The 14996-nt window shown below is 70.3% G+C and carries 11 protein-coding genes; 5 read left to right on the top strand and 6 right to left on the bottom strand.

Going from position 1 to position 14996, the window contains the following annotated elements; all coding sequences use genetic code 11:
• Positions 1 to 50 precede the first annotated feature (50 nt).
• Positions 51 to 941 (bottom strand): helix-turn-helix transcriptional regulator, encoded by an 891-nt coding sequence (locus AOM01_RS04205; protein ID WP_062289400.1) that lies wholly within the window; start codon positions 939 to 941, stop codon positions 51 to 53.
• A 308-nt stretch (positions 942 to 1249) separates the two neighbouring features.
• On the opposite strand from AOM01_RS04205, the gene AOM01_RS04200 reads away from it, so the two are divergent.
• From AOM01_RS04200 to AOM01_RS04190, 3 genes are read left to right on the top strand one after another with little or no spacing between them, the layout of a single operon-like run.
• Positions 1250 to 2125, top strand: coding sequence for an aldo/keto reductase (locus AOM01_RS04200; protein WP_062289397.1), 876 nt, complete (start codon positions 1250 to 1252; stop codon positions 2123 to 2125).
• Positions 2126 to 2175: 50 nt separating this feature from the next.
• Complete coding sequence (locus tag AOM01_RS04195; RefSeq protein ID WP_062289395.1) at positions 2176 to 3147, top strand: aldo/keto reductase; 972 nt, start codon at positions 2176 to 2178, stop codon at positions 3145 to 3147.
• A gap of 45 nt (positions 3148 to 3192) precedes the next feature.
• Positions 3193 to 4026, top strand: a complete 834-nt coding sequence (locus tag AOM01_RS04190; protein WP_062289392.1) for an SDR family NAD(P)-dependent oxidoreductase — start codon at positions 3193 to 3195, stop codon at positions 4024 to 4026.
• Positions 4027 to 4045: 19 nt separating this feature from the next.
• Here the strand turns inward: AOM01_RS04190 and AOM01_RS04185 are convergent, their stop codons facing one another.
• The 5 genes from AOM01_RS04185 to AOM01_RS04165 all read right to left on the bottom strand — a co-directional run bounded on the left by AOM01_RS04185 (position 4046) and on the right by AOM01_RS04165 (position 13359).
• Positions 4046 to 5326: an anaerobic sulfatase maturase gene (locus AOM01_RS04185; RefSeq protein ID WP_082109970.1), complete on the bottom strand. Its 1281-nt coding sequence runs from the start codon at positions 5324 to 5326 to the stop codon at positions 4046 to 4048.
• 81 nt (positions 5327 to 5407) lie between these two features.
• Positions 5408 to 6973 (bottom strand): sulfatase family protein, encoded by a 1566-nt coding sequence (locus AOM01_RS04180; protein ID WP_062289389.1) that lies wholly within the window; start codon positions 6971 to 6973, stop codon positions 5408 to 5410.
• A 47-nt stretch (positions 6974 to 7020) separates the two neighbouring features.
• Positions 7021 to 8040: a CE1 family esterase gene (locus tag AOM01_RS04175; protein WP_062289387.1), complete on the bottom strand. Its 1020-nt coding sequence runs from the start codon at positions 8038 to 8040 to the stop codon at positions 7021 to 7023.
• Between the two features lie 128 nt (positions 8041 to 8168).
• Positions 8169 to 10916 carry a glycoside hydrolase family 3 protein gene (locus AOM01_RS04170; protein ID WP_062289383.1) on the bottom strand — a complete coding sequence of 916 codons (2748 nt, stop codon included), beginning with the start codon at positions 10914 to 10916 and terminating at the stop codon, positions 8169 to 8171.
• Positions 10917 to 10923: 7 nt separating this feature from the next.
• Positions 10924 to 13359, bottom strand: a complete 2436-nt coding sequence (locus AOM01_RS04165) for a beta-glucosidase family protein (protein WP_228374206.1) — start codon at positions 13357 to 13359, stop codon at positions 10924 to 10926.
• A gap of 117 nt (positions 13360 to 13476) precedes the next feature.
• Here AOM01_RS04165 and AOM01_RS04160 point away from each other — a divergent pair, with 117 nt between their 5' ends.
• Both AOM01_RS04160 and AOM01_RS04155 read left to right on the top strand, forming a co-directional pair.
• Complete coding sequence (locus tag AOM01_RS04160; protein ID WP_062289380.1) at positions 13477 to 14061, top strand: TetR/AcrR family transcriptional regulator; 585 nt, start codon at positions 13477 to 13479, stop codon at positions 14059 to 14061.
• A 52-nt stretch (positions 14062 to 14113) separates the two neighbouring features.
• Positions 14114 to 14968 carry a formate/nitrite transporter family protein gene (locus AOM01_RS04155; protein WP_062289378.1) on the top strand — a complete coding sequence of 285 codons (855 nt, stop codon included), beginning with the start codon at positions 14114 to 14116 and terminating at the stop codon, positions 14966 to 14968.
• The last annotated feature ends 28 nt before the right edge of the window (positions 14969 to 14996 follow it).

Here is a 14996-nt window from a genome sequence, read left to right as displayed (position 1 = left end):
GTCGGGGTCCTCTAGGGCAACGTTCGAGAGGTCGCGGGGGCTTCCGGCGGTCAGCGCGGCGCGGCGCCGCTCACGTCGGCGAGCAGCCCGGCGGCTTCGCGCTCGTCGGCCCAGTGCTCGAGCAGCGCGAGCTTGTCCGCGGCGGGCGACCCCGGCGCGACCGCATAGACCAGCAGCGTGAGGTCGGGGTCGGAGGGCAGCTCCATCGCCTCGAACTCGAGGTCGAGCAGCCCGACCGCGGGGTGGCGGAGCTGCTTGGCGCCGGAGCGGTGGAACTTGACGTCATGGCGGGCCCACAGGCGTCGGAACTCGTCCGACCGGGTCGACAGCTCGCCGACCAGCTGGGTGAGCCCCTTGTCGTGGGGACGGCGTCCGGCCTCCATGCGCAGCAGCGCGGTGACGTCGGCCGTCGCCTGGTCGCGATCGACGAAGAAGTCGCGCGACGCATCGTCCAGGAACAGGAAGCGTGCCGTGTTGGTGGGCCTCGCGGAGCTGTCGAGCAGCGGCGAGTACAGCGCGCGCGAGGCGCGGTTGTGCGCGAGGTGATCGAGCCTGCCGTTGCGCACCCACGCAGGCGCGCTGATGGAGTCGAGGATGCGCTGGACCGTGGGACGTACCGTCCCCGTCGGGCGACGGCCGGCCGCGCGGGACGATGCGGGACCCGCCGCACGCGCGAGGTCGAACAGGTGGTCGCGCTCGGCGTCGTCGAGCTGGAGCGCGTTTGCGAGCGCCTCGAGCACGGACTCCGACGCGCCGGACAGGTTGCCGCGCTCAAGTCGCACGTAGTAGTCGACCGACACCCCGGCGAGCATCGCGACCTCCTCGCGGCGCAGACCCGGCACGCGGCGGTTGCCGCCGTACGCGGGCAAGCCGGCCTGGTCGGGGGTGATGCGCGCGCGGCGCGTGCGCAGGAACTCGGTCACCTCGGGGTTCGTGCTCATGCGTCCACCGTACGGCGGGCGCTCGCCCCGAGGGAGGGACGGTCGGTACCCGCCTCCGCGTCCGACCGTCGGGACACTCAGTCCTCCATTTCGCACGCGGACGCGCATCTCGGGACAACCAGTCCTCCGAGGTCGCGCGCACCATCGCCGGACAGCGTCCGCGGCGGACGTGACGGCGAGGACTGAGCGTCCCGCAATCGCACATGTGAACAACTCTTGAGGACTCAGCGTCCCGACTCACGGGACTCCGCGATCGGGGTAACACCAGTCCCTCCCTCGCAGCTGGCTCGCGGCCTAGCGTCGACGGCATGGACACCTTCACCCTCAACAACGGCGTCACCATGCCTGCCCTCGGCTACGGCGTCTTCCAGACTCCGCCGGACGAGACCGCAACCGCAGTCACGGCGGCGCTCCGAGTCGGGTACCGCCACATCGACACCGCCGCCGCCTACTTCAACGAGTCCGGCGTGGGCGCCGCGCTCGCCGCGAGCGACATCCCGCGCGACGATCTCTTCATCGAGACCAAGGTGTGGGTGAGCGACTACGGGCACGCGGCGACGCTCCACGCGTTCGAGAAGGCCACGGCGAAGCTCGGGATCGACCAGCTGGACCTGCTGATCCTCCACCAGCCGGCGCCCTCCCGCTGGGAGCAGACCATCGCCGCCTACCAGGCCCTCGAGACCCTCTACATGGACGGCAAGGTGCGCGCGATCGGCGTCTCCAACTTCATGACCGACCACCTCGCGCGCCTGCTCGATGTCGCCGAGGTCGTGCCCGCCGTCAACCAGATCGAGGTCCACCCCTACTTCCAGCAGGGCGCGATCCAAGCGGCGGACGCCGCCGCGGGCATCCTCAACCAGGCGTGGTCTCCCATCGGCGGCATCACGTTCTACCGCGGCGAGGGCCGCTCGACGCTCGAGGACCCGACCATCGGCGAGATCGCCGCGGCGCAGGGCAAGACGGCCGCGCAGGTGATGCTGCGCTGGCACCTCCAGGAGGGCCGCCAGGTGATCCCCAAGTCGGTCACCCCGAGCCGCATCGCGGAGAACTTCGACGTCTTCGACTTCACGCTCTCGGACCAGGAGCTCGCGTCCATCGACGCGCTCGACACCGGCGTGCGCGGCGGCCCCGAGCCCGACGCGATCCGCGACGAGTTCTTCGACCGAGCCATCCCCGAGGCCTGAGCCTCGTCGCCCACCCAGCCACCGCATCGTCCCTCGCAAAGGAGCAGAAGATGAAGTACACCCGCCTCGGAGCCTCCGGGCTCCGCATCCCTCGCCTCGCGCTGGGGACCATGACCTACGGCAGCCCGACCTCACAGGTGCCGCAGTGGGGCGCCTTCGCGTGGGAGGAGGCCGCGCCGTTCTACCGGCAGGCCGTCGAGCTCGGCATCACGTTCTGGGACACCGCCAACGTCTACTCGGAGGGCGTGAGCGAGGAGCTCACCGGGCGCGCGCTGCGCGAGTTCAGCACGCGCGAGGAGATAGTGCTCGCGACCAAGCTGCACTTCCGGATGCACGACGGTCCCGGCGGTCAGGGCCTGTCCCGCAAGGCCGTGATGGAGCAGATCGACGCGTCGCTCACGCGTCTGGGCACCGACTACGTGGACCTCTATCAGATCCACCGCTTCGACCCCACGACGCCCATCGAGGAGACCATGGAGGCGCTCCACGACGTGGTGACGGCGGGAAAGGCGAGGTACATCGGCGCCTCGGCGATGCACGCTTGGCAGTTCGCGACCATGCAGCACGCGGCGGACCTGGGCGGGTGGACGCGGTTCGTGTCGATGCAGGACCAGTACTCGCTGCTGTATCGCGAGGAGGAGCGGGAGATGCTCGGCCTTCTCGCGCACCAGGGCGTGGGCGCGATCCCCTACTCGCCGCTCGCGAAGGGCCGGGTCGCGAGGCCGTGGGGCACGCAGACCTCGCGCGCGGGGAACGACCCGGTCGCGGACGCGACGTTCATGGACGCGGACCAGGGCGTGGTGGACGCGGTCGAGCGGATCGCGGCTGAGCGTGCGGTCCCCATGTCGCAGGTCGCGCTCGCGTGGGTGCTGCGCAACCCGGTGGTGAGTGCGCCGATCGTGGGCGCCACCAAGCCGCATCACCTTCCCGATGCCGTCGCGGCGCTGGACATCGAGCTCACCGAGGCGGAGGTCGAGGCGCTCGAGGCGCCGTACCAGGCGCGGGAGCCGCGCGGCTACTGAGGCGCTCCTCCTCGGTACGATTCACGCGCACCTCTGGAGGAGACCTTGACGCAGCGCACCATCCTCGTCACCGGCGCATCCGACGGGATCGGGGCGGCGACGGCGCGGGCCCTCGCGGAGCGCGGCGACCGCGTGCTCCTCACCGGCCGCTCCCCCGCCAAGCTCGCGGCGGTCGCAGCGTCGACGGGCGGCGAAGCCTGCCCCGCGGACTTCGCGCGCCTGGACGACGTACGCGCGCTGGCGGGCTGGGTGCGCGAGCGGACCGACCGTCTCGACGTGCTCGCCAACAACGCCGGCGGGATCTTCGCGCAGCGGGCCGTGACCGTCGACGGCAACGAGCGCACCCTGCAGGTGAACCACCTCGCCGGCTTCCTCCTCACGAACCTGCTGCTCGACCTGGTGGTCGCCGCGCGCGGGACCGTGGTGAACACCGCGAGCGCCGCGGCGGACAAGTACGGCCGCCTCGACCTGATGGACCTCGACTCGGCACGTTCGTACAAGCCGACCACGGCCTACGGGAACGCGAAGTTCGCGACCATGCTGTTCGCCCGGTCGCTGCACGGACGCTTCGGCGGCGACGGCGTGCGCGCGGTCGCGATCTACCCGGGCGACGTCGCGTCGAACTTCGCGAAGGACACCGGCACCACGTCGATGAAGCTCTTCTACAAGGGTCCGCTCGCGCTGTTCCTGAAGACCCCGGAGGACGGCGCCGCGAACCTCACCTGGGCGATGGAGAGCACGGCGGCGCGCTCCGGCGAGACCTACACCGAACGCCGGGCCCTCCCTCGCAAGCGTCACCCACAGATGGACGATGCGGCGCTCGCCGACGCGCTCTGGGCGGAGAGCGAGCGGCGGGTCGGGTTCTCGCAGGAAGTCTGACGCTTGCGCGGACGTCGCGTCAGCCCAGCGTCGGCGCGACCAGCTCGGCCATGCGTCGGATGGTCGGCTCGGCGTGCGAGAACGCGCGGTAGTAGCCGGCGCACAGGTGGTTGAGCCCGGGCTCGCCATCCCTCGAGACGTCGAACCGGTCCTTCGGGCACCCGCCGTGGCATGCCCATCGCACGGGGCACTCCACGCATTGCCGTGGCAACGACGTCCGCTTCGCCGCCCCGAACTCCCGCTGCGCAGGCGACTGCAGCATCGTCTGGAGCGACCGCTCCCCCACGTTCCCCAGGAGATAACCGGGCTCCACGAAGTGGTCGCACGAGTACACGTCGCCCGTGTGCTCGACCGCGAGCGCGGAGCCGCACTCGGGGGCATGCACACACATCGAGTACTGGCCGAGCGCGTTGCCGAGCATCACGTCGAAGTGCTGCACGAATACCTCGCCGATATCGTTGGCCGCCCACTCGTCGAACACCGCCACCAGGAACTCGCCCCACGCCGCGGGATCCACACTGCGCGAGGTGACGGCGTCACCCTCCTGGCGGTAGAGGATCCGCGTCCCGTTGCCGTCCTTCCAGCCCTGCTCGGCGATGGGCAGCTGCTCGCGGGTGACGCGCTCGACGATCGGGATGAACTGCAGGTGACGCGCCCCGAGCTCGTCACGGAAGTACCGGTACACCTCGAGACCGTGATCCTGGTTGACCGCGTGCACGGTGCACAGGATGTTGAACTCGACCCCGTGGCGCTTCAGCACGTCAAGCCCCCGGAGGACCTGCGCGTGCGTCGCACGCCCGGCCTTGTTGACCCGATACGCGTCGTGGAGGTGCGCGGGGCCGTCCATGCTCAGGCCGATGAGGAAGCCGTTCGTCGCGAGGAACTCGCCCCACGCATCGTCCAGCAGCGTGCCGTTGGTCTGCAACGTGTGACGGACGGTCTGCTTCGGCCGGCGCAGTTGCTCCGCGAGCTCGACCGCACGCCGGAAGAACGGGATGCCTCGCATCGTCGGTTCGCCGCCCTGCCACGCGATCTCGACGTCGCCGTCGGGCTGAGAGCGCAGCAGGTTGGCTAGGTACGCGTCGAGTCCCGCCTCTGACATGCGCTGGCCGTCGCCGTCGTACAGCAGCTCCTTCGACAGGAAGAAGCAGTACGTGCAGTCGAGGTTGCAGGCCGCCCCGGTGGGCTTGGCGAGCACGGTGAACGGGAGGCGCCGCCTTCCCCCGGCCGTCACGGGGTCGAGGCCCGGCACCGCGACCACGGTGGGGCGCGGGGTGGGCTCGTGAGGGCTCGTGGTCATCGCCTCATCCTTTCTGTTCGGTCGGGGGCGACGATGCGGCCGCCCACGTCGCCGTGGACGGCCGCATCGTTCACGCTGGGGTCAGGAGACCCAGCCGCGCGGGTTCTCGGCCATCTCGGCGTCGCGGCGCTCGAGCTCCGCCTTGAGCTCCGCGACAACCTCGGGATGCTTGGCGCTGACGTCGTACGCCTCGGCCGGATCCGTCGCAAGGTCGAACAGCCACGGACCCTTCTTCTGTGCGACCGAGAAGGACAGATCGCTGGTGCCGTAGAGGTACGGGTGCTCGGTGTAGTACTTGTACCGGCCGTCGCTCACGGCGATGAGCTTCTCGCCCGCGTAGTAGTAGTAGAAGTCGCTCACCGAGTCCGCCTCGCCCGCCAGCAACGGCGCCATGCTCGAGCCGTCCAGCACACGATCCGTGGGTGCGTCGATGTCCAGCCAGTCCATGAGCGTCGGCAGGATGTCCGTGCCCATCGTCATCGTGTCCAGCGTCTGCCCACCCTCAAGGCCCGCGGGCCAATGCGCCAGGAACGGAACCAGCATGCCGCCTTCGTTGATCACGCCCTTCCGACCGCGGTGATCGCCCGCATCGCCCTGGTACCACGGGCCGTTGTCGCTGGTGATCATGATGATGGTGTTGTCGAGCTGGCCCGTCGCCTCGAGCTCGTCGACAATCCGGCCGATACCGTCGTCGAGGCCCTCCACGATGTCGCCGTACAGCCCGGCGTCGGAACGGCCCTCGTTCTCCTCAGCCGCGAACAGCGGCTCGTGCGGGAAGTTGTGGGCGAAGTACAGGAAGAAGGGGTCGTCGCTCTCCGCGGCGTCGCCGACGAACTTCACGGCCTCGTCGGTGTAGAGCGCGTCGAGCTTCGTCTGGTCCACCTCCTCGACCACCACGTCGTTGTCGCGGTAGATCTTGAACGGGGTCATGTCGTTCGAATAGCGCGCGCCCAGGAAGGTGTCGAATCCGAAGTCGTTGGGCAGCGAGCCCTCGGTGTCGCCGATGTGCCACTTGCCGATCATCCCGGTCTGGTAGCCGGCCGCCTGCAGGACGTCGGGCATGGTGATCTCGGCCTGCGTCAGCCCGAACGAGCCGCTCATCTTGTTCATGACAGCCAGCGGGTTGTCGCTCGGGAACAGCACGTCCGGCACCGCCGCACGCGGGGCGAGGCGTCCCGTCAGCATCGCCGCGCGCGACGGTGTGCAGACCGCGGACGGCGAGTGGTAGTTGGTGAGCACCACGCCGTTCTCGGCCAGCTTGTCGATGTTCGGTGTCTTGATCGGCGTGTCGCCCATGAACCCGAGGTCCCCGTATCCGAGGTCGTCGTAGTACACGAGGAGCACGTTGGGCGCATCTCCCGACGCGGTGGTGCCGGCGAGCGCGTCGAGGTAGTCGGCCTTCGACTCCTCGTGCTCGGGAGAGTTGTCGGGGCTTGCGGTGAGCGACTTGACCGCGACGTAGCCACCGCCGGCCACCACGGCTGCGCCGGGCAGCGCGAGCGTCAGGCCCGTGGCCTTGAGGATGCGCTTGCCGCGGCCGCGCTTCTGCTGGGGAGCGACCGTGGTCTGCTCCTCGAACGCTGCGTCGGCCGTGGTGGCGCCGTCGGGCGCCGTCTCGGCAGTCTCCGGGGGAAGTTCTGATGACATCGTCGTCCTTCTTGTTGAGGGGTGTGAACAGTGCAACCGCGACCGCGTCAGCCGAGGCTCGAGAACAGCTCCCACGCCTCCACCGGCGCGTTGAGCTCGTCGGTGGTGCCGCCCATCATGCGCGGCAGGCGGGTCGCGGGGTTCGGCACGCCGTGGCCTCCGCCTGCGACGGTGTAGAGCAGCACCGGGGCCTCGGATCCGGCGCCGTAGGCGGTCAGCGTGACTGCGCCGGCCTCGCCCGGCTCGCCCCCGACCACGGACTCGGCGGGCTCGCCCGCGACACCGTTGATGGTCGCGATCGCCGCCGCGGACTCCGCGGCCGACATCACCGCGCCGAGGTCCTGCCCGAAGGCACCGGCCTGGCCGCCGTCGAACGGGTTGATCGGGTCGCCCGTGCCCTCGACCAGGATGGTCGGGATCGGCTCGGTCCAGGCCTCGCAGGACCAGTTGTCCGAGGTGGGGAGGTTCGCCGCGTTCGCTTCGATGCCTGCGAGGGTGCCGGGCGACTCCGCGGCCATGCGGAAGAGCATGTGGGAGCCGTTGGAGTAGCCCACGCCGTACACGCGCGACGCGTCGAGCGAGTACGCGCTCGCCGCCTCGGAGACGAGCGCCTCGAGGAACGCGACGTCATCGATGCCCTCGGCGGTCGCGGGGTAGCCGGTGTCGGGCCGGCAGTCGTGCCACGTGTCCTCGTAGCCGTCGGGATAGATCACCACGAAGCCCTGCTCGACGGCGAGTTCATCGAGCTGGTAGCCGGCCGCGGCACGCATGCCGGCGCCGTCCATCCGTGAGCCGTGCAGCGCGACCCACAGCGGCGCATCGTCCGCGAGAGACGACGGCACCACCGCGGTGTAGGTGCGCTCCATCCCGTCGACGGTGAGCGAGCGCTGCTCGACCGTGGCATCGAGCTCCGGCTCCGCGGGTGCGGGGGCGTAGGCGAAGTACCAGCCGACGGCCCCGGCCGCGACCACCAGCCCGCCCAGCACGCCTCCGGTGATCGCGAGACGGCGGCGCCAGCGGCGTGGCGCGGGAGTGACGGGACTGGACGGCGCCTCAAGCGTGGTCATCGTCGACCTTTCGTGTGCTGAGAAGGTTCGGATCGATCGGGGATCGATCCTGCATGCAGGTGGAGGGCGACCCGTATGGCGGACGGATATGCGATCCGTCCGCCATACGGGTCGGGCGGCGCGCCCTGCTAGGACGCGTCCATCGCGTTCGAGCCGGCGACGGTGAACAGGATGTTGTGCACGCGCTCGCGCAGCGCCTCACCCATGCCCACCGGGTCCGCGTCGACCGCGGCCTTGGTGGACTTCACGGTCGCGGACGGGAACACCGCGAGCATCCAGTCGTTGCCGCCGCGGGCGGCGAGCTCGGGAGCCATCCAGCCGCCGAGCACGGCGTCGGTGGACACGAAGCCCTCGAAGCCCCACTCGCCGCGCAGCACCTCCTCGAGGAGATCCTCGTTGCCGCCGGCCCAGCTGCCGCCGAGGTTGATGAAGGAGCTCATGGCGCCCGCCGCATCGGCCTCCTTGACCGCGATCTCGAAGGGCTGCAGGTACAGCTCGCGCAGCGCCTGCTCGGACGCGAACACGTTGATGCCCGTGCGCGCGTTGACCTCCTGGTCGTTGAGCACGAAGTGCTTGATGGTGGTGGGCACGCCCTGGTCCTGCGAGCCCGACACCACGGCCGCGGCCATCTTGCCCGTCAGGAGCGGGTCCTCGGAGAAGTACTCGAAGTCGCGACCGCCCAGCGCGGTGCGGTGAAGGTTCATGCCGGGGGCGTACCAGACCTCGACGCCGTAGGCCTTCGCCTCGTTGCCCACGGACTCGCCCCACGCGTACGCGAGCTCGTCGTTCCACGTCGAGGCGATGACCACCTCGGTCGGGTAGGCCGCGGAGTCGAGCGGCGAGAACAGCGAGTTGAGGCCCGCGGGGCTGTCGAGCATGGTGATCGACGGGACGCCCAGGCGCTCGACCGCGACCGACTGGTACGCGCCGTAGGAGAACAGGTCCACCTGCTCGTCGAGCGTGAGCTGGTCGAGGAACGCGTCCCATTGCGGGTCGTCGTGCTCGAGGCCCACCATGTCGGACAGCATCAGACCGTTGTCGGCGCCGTACGTGGGCGCGTCGCCCTGGGCAGGCTCGTACGTCGGGTCCATGAGGGCGAGCACCTGGTCGGACGCCTGCTCGCTGCCGTCGGGTGCGGCCGGGTAGGTGCCGTCCCAGTCCGCGCGGGACAGGTAGGTGAGGTCACCCTCGACATAGTCGAAGCGGTTCTCGTAGGCGACGCCGGTGTCCGCGTCCGCGTCGAACGTGACGTCGTTCGCGACGGTCACGGTGGACGATGCGACGGGCGAGTGGACGTCGGAGCGCGCTGAGATCTCGTAGTCACCGGCCTCGAGCACGTACGCGCCGCCCGCGGCGGTGTCCCAGGAGGCCATGTCCTGGACCGCGAACTCGACGGTCACCGTCTCGGACGCACCGGGCTCGAGGAGCGAGGTCTTGGCGTAGCCCGCGAGCTCGATCGAGGACTTCTCGATGTCGCCGGTGTAGGGCGCGGAGAAGTAGACCTGGACCACGTCCTTGCCCGCGACGTCACCCCCGTTGGTGACGGTCACGTCGACGGACACGGTCGCGTCGGTCATCACGGGCTCGGCTGCGGCCCAGTCGAAGGACGTGTAGCTGAGGCCGTATCCGAACGGGAACTGCACCGTCTCCTCGTAGCCCGCCTCGTCACCCTCGTAGCGGGTCTCGTAGTAGCGGTATCCGACGTAGATGCCCTCCTCGTAGTCGAGGAAGCCGCGCTTGACGTTGGTGTAGTTGTAGTCGCCGAAGTTCTCGACGGCGGGCGCGGACGCGATGTCGTACGCGTAGGTGTCGGTGAGACGCCCGGACGGGTTGACCTCGCCGGTGAGCACCTTCGCGAGCGAGGTCGCACCCTGGGGTCCGGGGGTGCCCATCCACACGGCGGCGGTGATCTCGGGGTACTCGTCGAGGAAGCCGAGCTCCATCTGGTTGCCCGAGTTCACCACCACGATCACGTGGTCCTGGACCGCCGTGACCTTGTCGAGCAGCTCGCGCTGCGCGTCGGTGAGCTGGAGGTCGGCATGCGTCATGTCGGAGCCCTCGACGCCGTCGTTGCCCACCACCACGATCGCGGTGTCGGAGAAGGTCTGCGCCTGAGCGAGGACGTCATCCGTGAGGTAGTCGGGGGCGGGCTCGTGCTCGCCTCCGGCGCCCGTGAGCGCCCCGGCGATCTGCACGAACGCGTTGCTCGAGCTCTCGGAGTGAGCGGCGCCCGCGTCCTCCATGGTCGCGTAGAGGTCGGTGTTGTACTCGACGCCCTGGGCCTCGAGCGCCTCGTAGAGCGTGGGAGCGCCCGCGGTGTTGGAGCCTCCGGAGCCGCCGCCGCCCAGCCGCAGGTTGAACGAGGAGAACGAGAACACGTTGACGCCGCCGGTCAGCGGCAGCGCGCCGCCCTCGTTCTTCAGCAGCACCATGCCCTCGTCCGAGATGGACTCGGAGACGCCGAGCGCGGCCTCGCGCGCGGCGGCCGCCTGGGGGGTGTCGTCGGTGAAGCTGAGCGACGCGACGCGCGCAATTCCTCCGACATACGGAGCAGCGAGGGCACCGATGCCGATGACGGCGACGCCGGTGACGCCCCACCCGATCGCGCGGCGACGGCGGTGGCTGACCTTGCGGTACACGCGCTCGCGGCGCTTGAGCTCGCGGCGCTGGGCACGGCTCATGGTGGAACGCACCTCCGCGCGCTCCTCCTTCGCGGTCGCCTTCGCCTCCTTCGCGGCCGTCCTGTCGGCGGCCTTGGCGGCGGTGCGCTCGTCGGGCGTCATCGCCTTCAGCTCGTCGCGGCGCGCCTGGCTGGCCGCGCGCTCGTCCCTGACGCGCGCGACGGCCTCCTGCTTGATCTCTTTGCGGGTAGCCATGTCTCTCTCAATCCTTGCGTGACGCGCGCTCGCTCCTTCGCCGAGCGCGCCAGGCGCCTCCGACGCGGGCGAGCCCGCTCCAGAAGCGACGATTGACCATGAGCAGCAGGCCGTCGAGCATCGGCTCGTCGACCCTTCCGCCGCTCATGCGCGCGACCGACCGGAACGGCAGGTCGAGCACAAACTTCGTGTTGTTGGCCGCGAGCGGCTTGCCGAGCGCCATGAGCACGGTGCCGGCCGTGTCGACGGTCCAGTACAGGAGGCCGCCGAAGCCGCCCCTGCCCCGGCACTGCGCGATGATGTCGGCGCGCGTGAGCGGGCGGTCGCGGTCCCACGTCGCCGGCGGAAGGGGCCGCCCGAGCAGGGCCTCGAACTCGGCCGCGTCGACGTCCTCGACGTGACCCGACACGTAGTGCGGCAGCCGCGCGGCGTCCGGCGTGGTCCAGGGGTCACCCGCGACCACCAGTTCCGCGCGGGCCCGGATGTCGCGGGACGATGCTCCGGCCAGGATCGCGTACGCGCCGCCGACGGCGCGCCACGCGTCCGCGGCGGCATCGAAGACGTGGAACGCGTGCTCGGCGTAGGGGATCTCGACGGTGGCGCTCTCCCCCGGCGCGAGGTGGATCTTGGCGAAGCCGACGAGCTCGCGGGGTGCGCGGAACTCGCCCTCGGCGCCTTCCGGCGCCTCCGCGTAGAGCTGCAGGGTCTCGCTGCCGTCGCGGTGGCCCACGTTCGTCACGGTGACGCGCGCGGATCCGGGGCCCGCGACCAGGCCGGTCATCTCGAAGGCGGTGTAGCCGAGTCCGTGGCCGAACGGGTAGCGCACGGGCGCGCCGACCTTGTCGAAGTAGCGGTACCCCAGGTAGATGCCCTCGCGGTGCTCCGAGCTGGCCTCGGTGCGCCCGAACGAGGAGTGCGAGGACACGTCCTCGTAGCGCAGCGGGTAGGTCTCGGCGAGGCGGCCGGAGGGGTTCACCGCGCCGGTGAGGACGTCCGCGATGGCCCGGCCGCCGCCCTGGCCGGCGAGGTAGCCGTGGAGGATCGCGTCGACGTTCTCGGCGAACGGGAGCTCGACCGGCGCGCCGCCCGCGAGCACCACCACCACGCGCCTGCCCAGCCGGGTGATCGCGCGTACCAGGTCGAGCTGGTTCGCGGCGAGCCGCATGTGGGCGCGGTCGACGCCCTCGGCCTCGGCGGACTCGTCGAGGCCCAGGAACAGGAGGATCGTGTCGGCGCGCGTGGCGAGCGCCAGCGCCCGGTCCCGCAGGCGGGTCGACGCCTTGTCGCGGCGCGCGAAGCCGGGCTCGTAGCCGACGATGTCGAGACCGGTGGCGCGGAGCGCGTCGAGCGGCGCGTCGATGCGGGTGGGGTTGACGAGCGAGCTGCCGGCGCCCTGGTACCGCGGGGTGGCGGCGAAGTCGCCGATCACGGCGACGCGGCCCGCGTCGGGCCCGAGCGGCAGCGCGTCGCCTTCGTTGCGCAGCAGGACCAACGATCGGCGCGCGGCCTCGACCGCGAGCTCGTGGTGGGCCGCGTGGTCGGCGACCGCCGCATCGTCCCCCCGCGCGCCGGAGGTGCGCTCGACGAGCGCCAGGACCTCGTCGACCCGTGCGTCGAGGACGGCCTCGTCGAGAATGCCGTCCCGCACCGCGGTCACGATCTCGGCGTCGGTCACGCCGTCCGCGGACGGCATCTCGAGGGCGTTGCCGGCGATCAGGCCCGCGACGCGGTCGTTGTTGCCGCCCCAGTCGGTGACCACGAGGCCGTCGAATCCGAAGCGGTCGCGCAGGATCGCGGCGAGCTCGCCGTGCTCGTTCGCGTAGGTGCCGTTGACCTTGTTGTACGAGGTCATGACGGACCAGGGACGCCCATCGCGGACGGCGATGCGGAAGCCCTCGAGGTAGAGCTCGTGGAGGGAGCGCCGGTCGACCACCTCGTCGATGGTCATGCGGTGCGTCTCCTGGCTGTTGACCGCGTAGTGCTTGAGGCACGCGGCGACGTCGCGGGTCTGGATGCCGCGCACGAGCGCGCCCGCGAGCGTGCCGGACAGGAGCGGGTCCTCGGAGAAGTACTCGAAGTTGCGACCCGCGAGCGGGTTGCGCTTGATGTTGAGGCCGGGTCCCAGCAGGACGCTCACGCGCTCCGCGGCGGCCTCGGCGCCCAGCGCCTCGCCCACGCGCTCGAGGAGCGCGGGCTCCCAGCTGTTCGCCAGTGTCGCCGCGGGCGGGAAGCAGGTGGCGGGGAGCGAGGCGTTGAGGCCCAGGTGGTCTGCGGCGCCGCCCTGCTTGCGCAGGCCGTGGGGTCCGTCGGTCAGCATGATCCCCGGAACGCCGAGGCGCTCGACGGACTTGGTGTTCCAGAAGTTCGCGCCCGACATGAGGGACGCCTTCTCCGCGAGCGTCATCGCGCTACGCGTCAGCATCCTGTCGCCGTCGACCGTCATGAGAAACTACCTCGCATCAAGTTCCACCGGTTGGTGGGGTTCCGGCGTGGAGCGTAACAAATTCCACCGCGTGGTGGAAAATCCGACGCGACGCGCCTGCATACGAGAGGAACGGCCATGCCCGACGGGTACGCCACGGGGCGCGCGACCAAGCAGTCGATCGTGGAGAGCGCGGCGACGGCGTTCGCGCAGAAGGGGTTCTACGGGACCTCGTTGCGCTCGATCGCGCGCGAGGCCGGCGTCGACCACTCGACGCTGCTACACCACTTCGGCAACAAGACCGCGCTGCTGCTGGCGGTCATCGAGTGGCACGACGCACAGGGCATGCCCACCGAGCTGCCCGAAGAGCTCACCGCGGAGTACGTCGTCGAAGGGTTCGCGGGGCAGGCCGCGCGCAACGCCGAGACACCGGGCCTGGTCCAACTGCTCTCCGTACTTCTGGCCGAGGCCGGCGCCGAGGATCACCCCGCGCGCGAGACGCTTCAGAAGCGGCACGACCTGGTCGCGGGCGTCTTCGCGTGGATGATCATGCAGCAGCGCGCGAAGCTCCCGATCGACGACCCGCTGTCCCCCGCCGAGCGGGCCGCGTTCCTGGTGGGCGCGTGGGACGGGCTGCAGATGTACGACGCGCTCCACCCGGGCGTGATCGACGTGCCCGCGCAGGTCCGCCGGATGCTGCGCGAGGCGTTCGGGCTCGACTGAGTCCCAGGCGGGTCCTGGGACGCGCGGCGTCGGGCGTGGCAGGCTGGGCCCCATGAGCGATCAGAGCGCGCTGTTCCCTGGTAAGCAGTTCATCTCCACGGTCCTCGACGCGCTCGAGACCAAGACCGCCATGAGCGGCGGGTTGGCCCGCGTGTACCTCATGCGCGCCGCGATGGCCGGCATCATCATCGGCATCATGTACCTCACGAACTTCGCGGTCATCGCGGCGTTCGAGAGCGCCGGCGACGGCTCGTTCGTCAACATCGGCAAGATCCTGGGCGCGATGATCTTCGGCTTCGCGCTGGTGTTCATCTACTACTCGAAGTCCGAGCTGCTGACGTCCAACATGATGATCGTCACCATCGGCCTGTACTGGAAGCGCACCACCCCGCTGCGCTCGCTGCGCGTGCTGGCCATGTGCTACGGAGGCAACATCATCGGCGGGCTCGCCGTCGCGATCCTGGTGGCCGGCTCGACCATGGCCAGCGGCGCGATGGGTGCGCAGCTCGACGCCTCCGTCGAGCACAAGCTCGCCTACTTCGACCAGGGCTGGGCAGGGATGTCGGACCTGTTCGTGCGCGCGATCCTGTGCAACTTCATGATCAACCTGGGGATGCTGCTGGTCTACAACGGCGTCATCAAGGAGGACCTCACCAAGGCGATCGCGATGATCATGTCGGTGTTCGTGTTCGCCTTCGTGGGGTTCGAGCACTCGGTCGCCAACACCGTGGTGTTCTCGGTGGCCGCCCTCACGCACGGCCTCGACTGGGGGCTCGCTCTCGCCCAGCTCGCGATCGTGCTGGTCGGCAACTTCGTGGGCGGCGGGCTGCTGATCGGCTGGTACTACGCGTACGCCAACGACGACCGCAAGTACCTGCGCCGCCAGGCGGCGCGCGACGGCCGGTAAGGCGACCAGCGGAATAGACCGGACCCCC

It is taken from the genome of Demequina phytophila (assembly GCF_000971135.1).
In the GTDB taxonomy this organism is placed as follows: Bacteria; Actinomycetota; Actinomycetes; order Actinomycetales; family Demequinaceae; genus Demequina; species Demequina phytophila.
The sequence above is the reverse complement of the archived record's forward strand: the minus strand, read 5'-3'. Positions and strand labels throughout refer to the sequence as shown.

Bases quoted from the DNA above. Each gene is read 5' to 3' on its own strand.
- AOM01_RS04205 (WP_062289400.1), bottom strand. From the start codon at position 941: ATGAGCACGAACCCCGAGGTGACCGAGTTCCTGCGCACGCGCCGCGCG.
- AOM01_RS04200 (WP_062289397.1), top strand. From the start codon at position 1,250: ATGGACACCTTCACCCTCAACAACGGCGTCACCATGCCTGCCCTCGGC.
- AOM01_RS04195 (WP_062289395.1), top strand. From the start codon at position 2,176: ATGAAGTACACCCGCCTCGGAGCCTCCGGGCTCCGCATCCCTCGCCTC.
- AOM01_RS04185 (WP_082109970.1), bottom strand. From the start codon at position 5,326: ATGACCACGAGCCCTCACGAGCCCACCCCGCGCCCCACCGTGGTCGCG.
- AOM01_RS04180 (WP_062289389.1), bottom strand. From the start codon at position 6,973: ATGTCATCAGAACTTCCCCCGGAGACTGCCGAGACGGCGCCCGACGGC.
- AOM01_RS04175 (WP_062289387.1), bottom strand. From the start codon at position 8,040: ATGACCACGCTTGAGGCGCCGTCCAGTCCCGTCACTCCCGCGCCACGC.
- AOM01_RS04170 (WP_062289383.1), bottom strand. From the start codon at position 10,916: ATGGCTACCCGCAAAGAGATCAAGCAGGAGGCCGTCGCGCGCGTCAGG.
- AOM01_RS04165 (WP_228374206.1), bottom strand. From the start codon at position 13,359: ATGACGGTCGACGGCGACAGGATGCTGACGCGTAGCGCGATGACGCTC.
- AOM01_RS04160 (WP_062289380.1), top strand. From the start codon at position 13,477: ATGCCCGACGGGTACGCCACGGGGCGCGCGACCAAGCAGTCGATCGTG.
- AOM01_RS04155 (WP_062289378.1), top strand. From the start codon at position 14,114: ATGAGCGATCAGAGCGCGCTGTTCCCTGGTAAGCAGTTCATCTCCACG.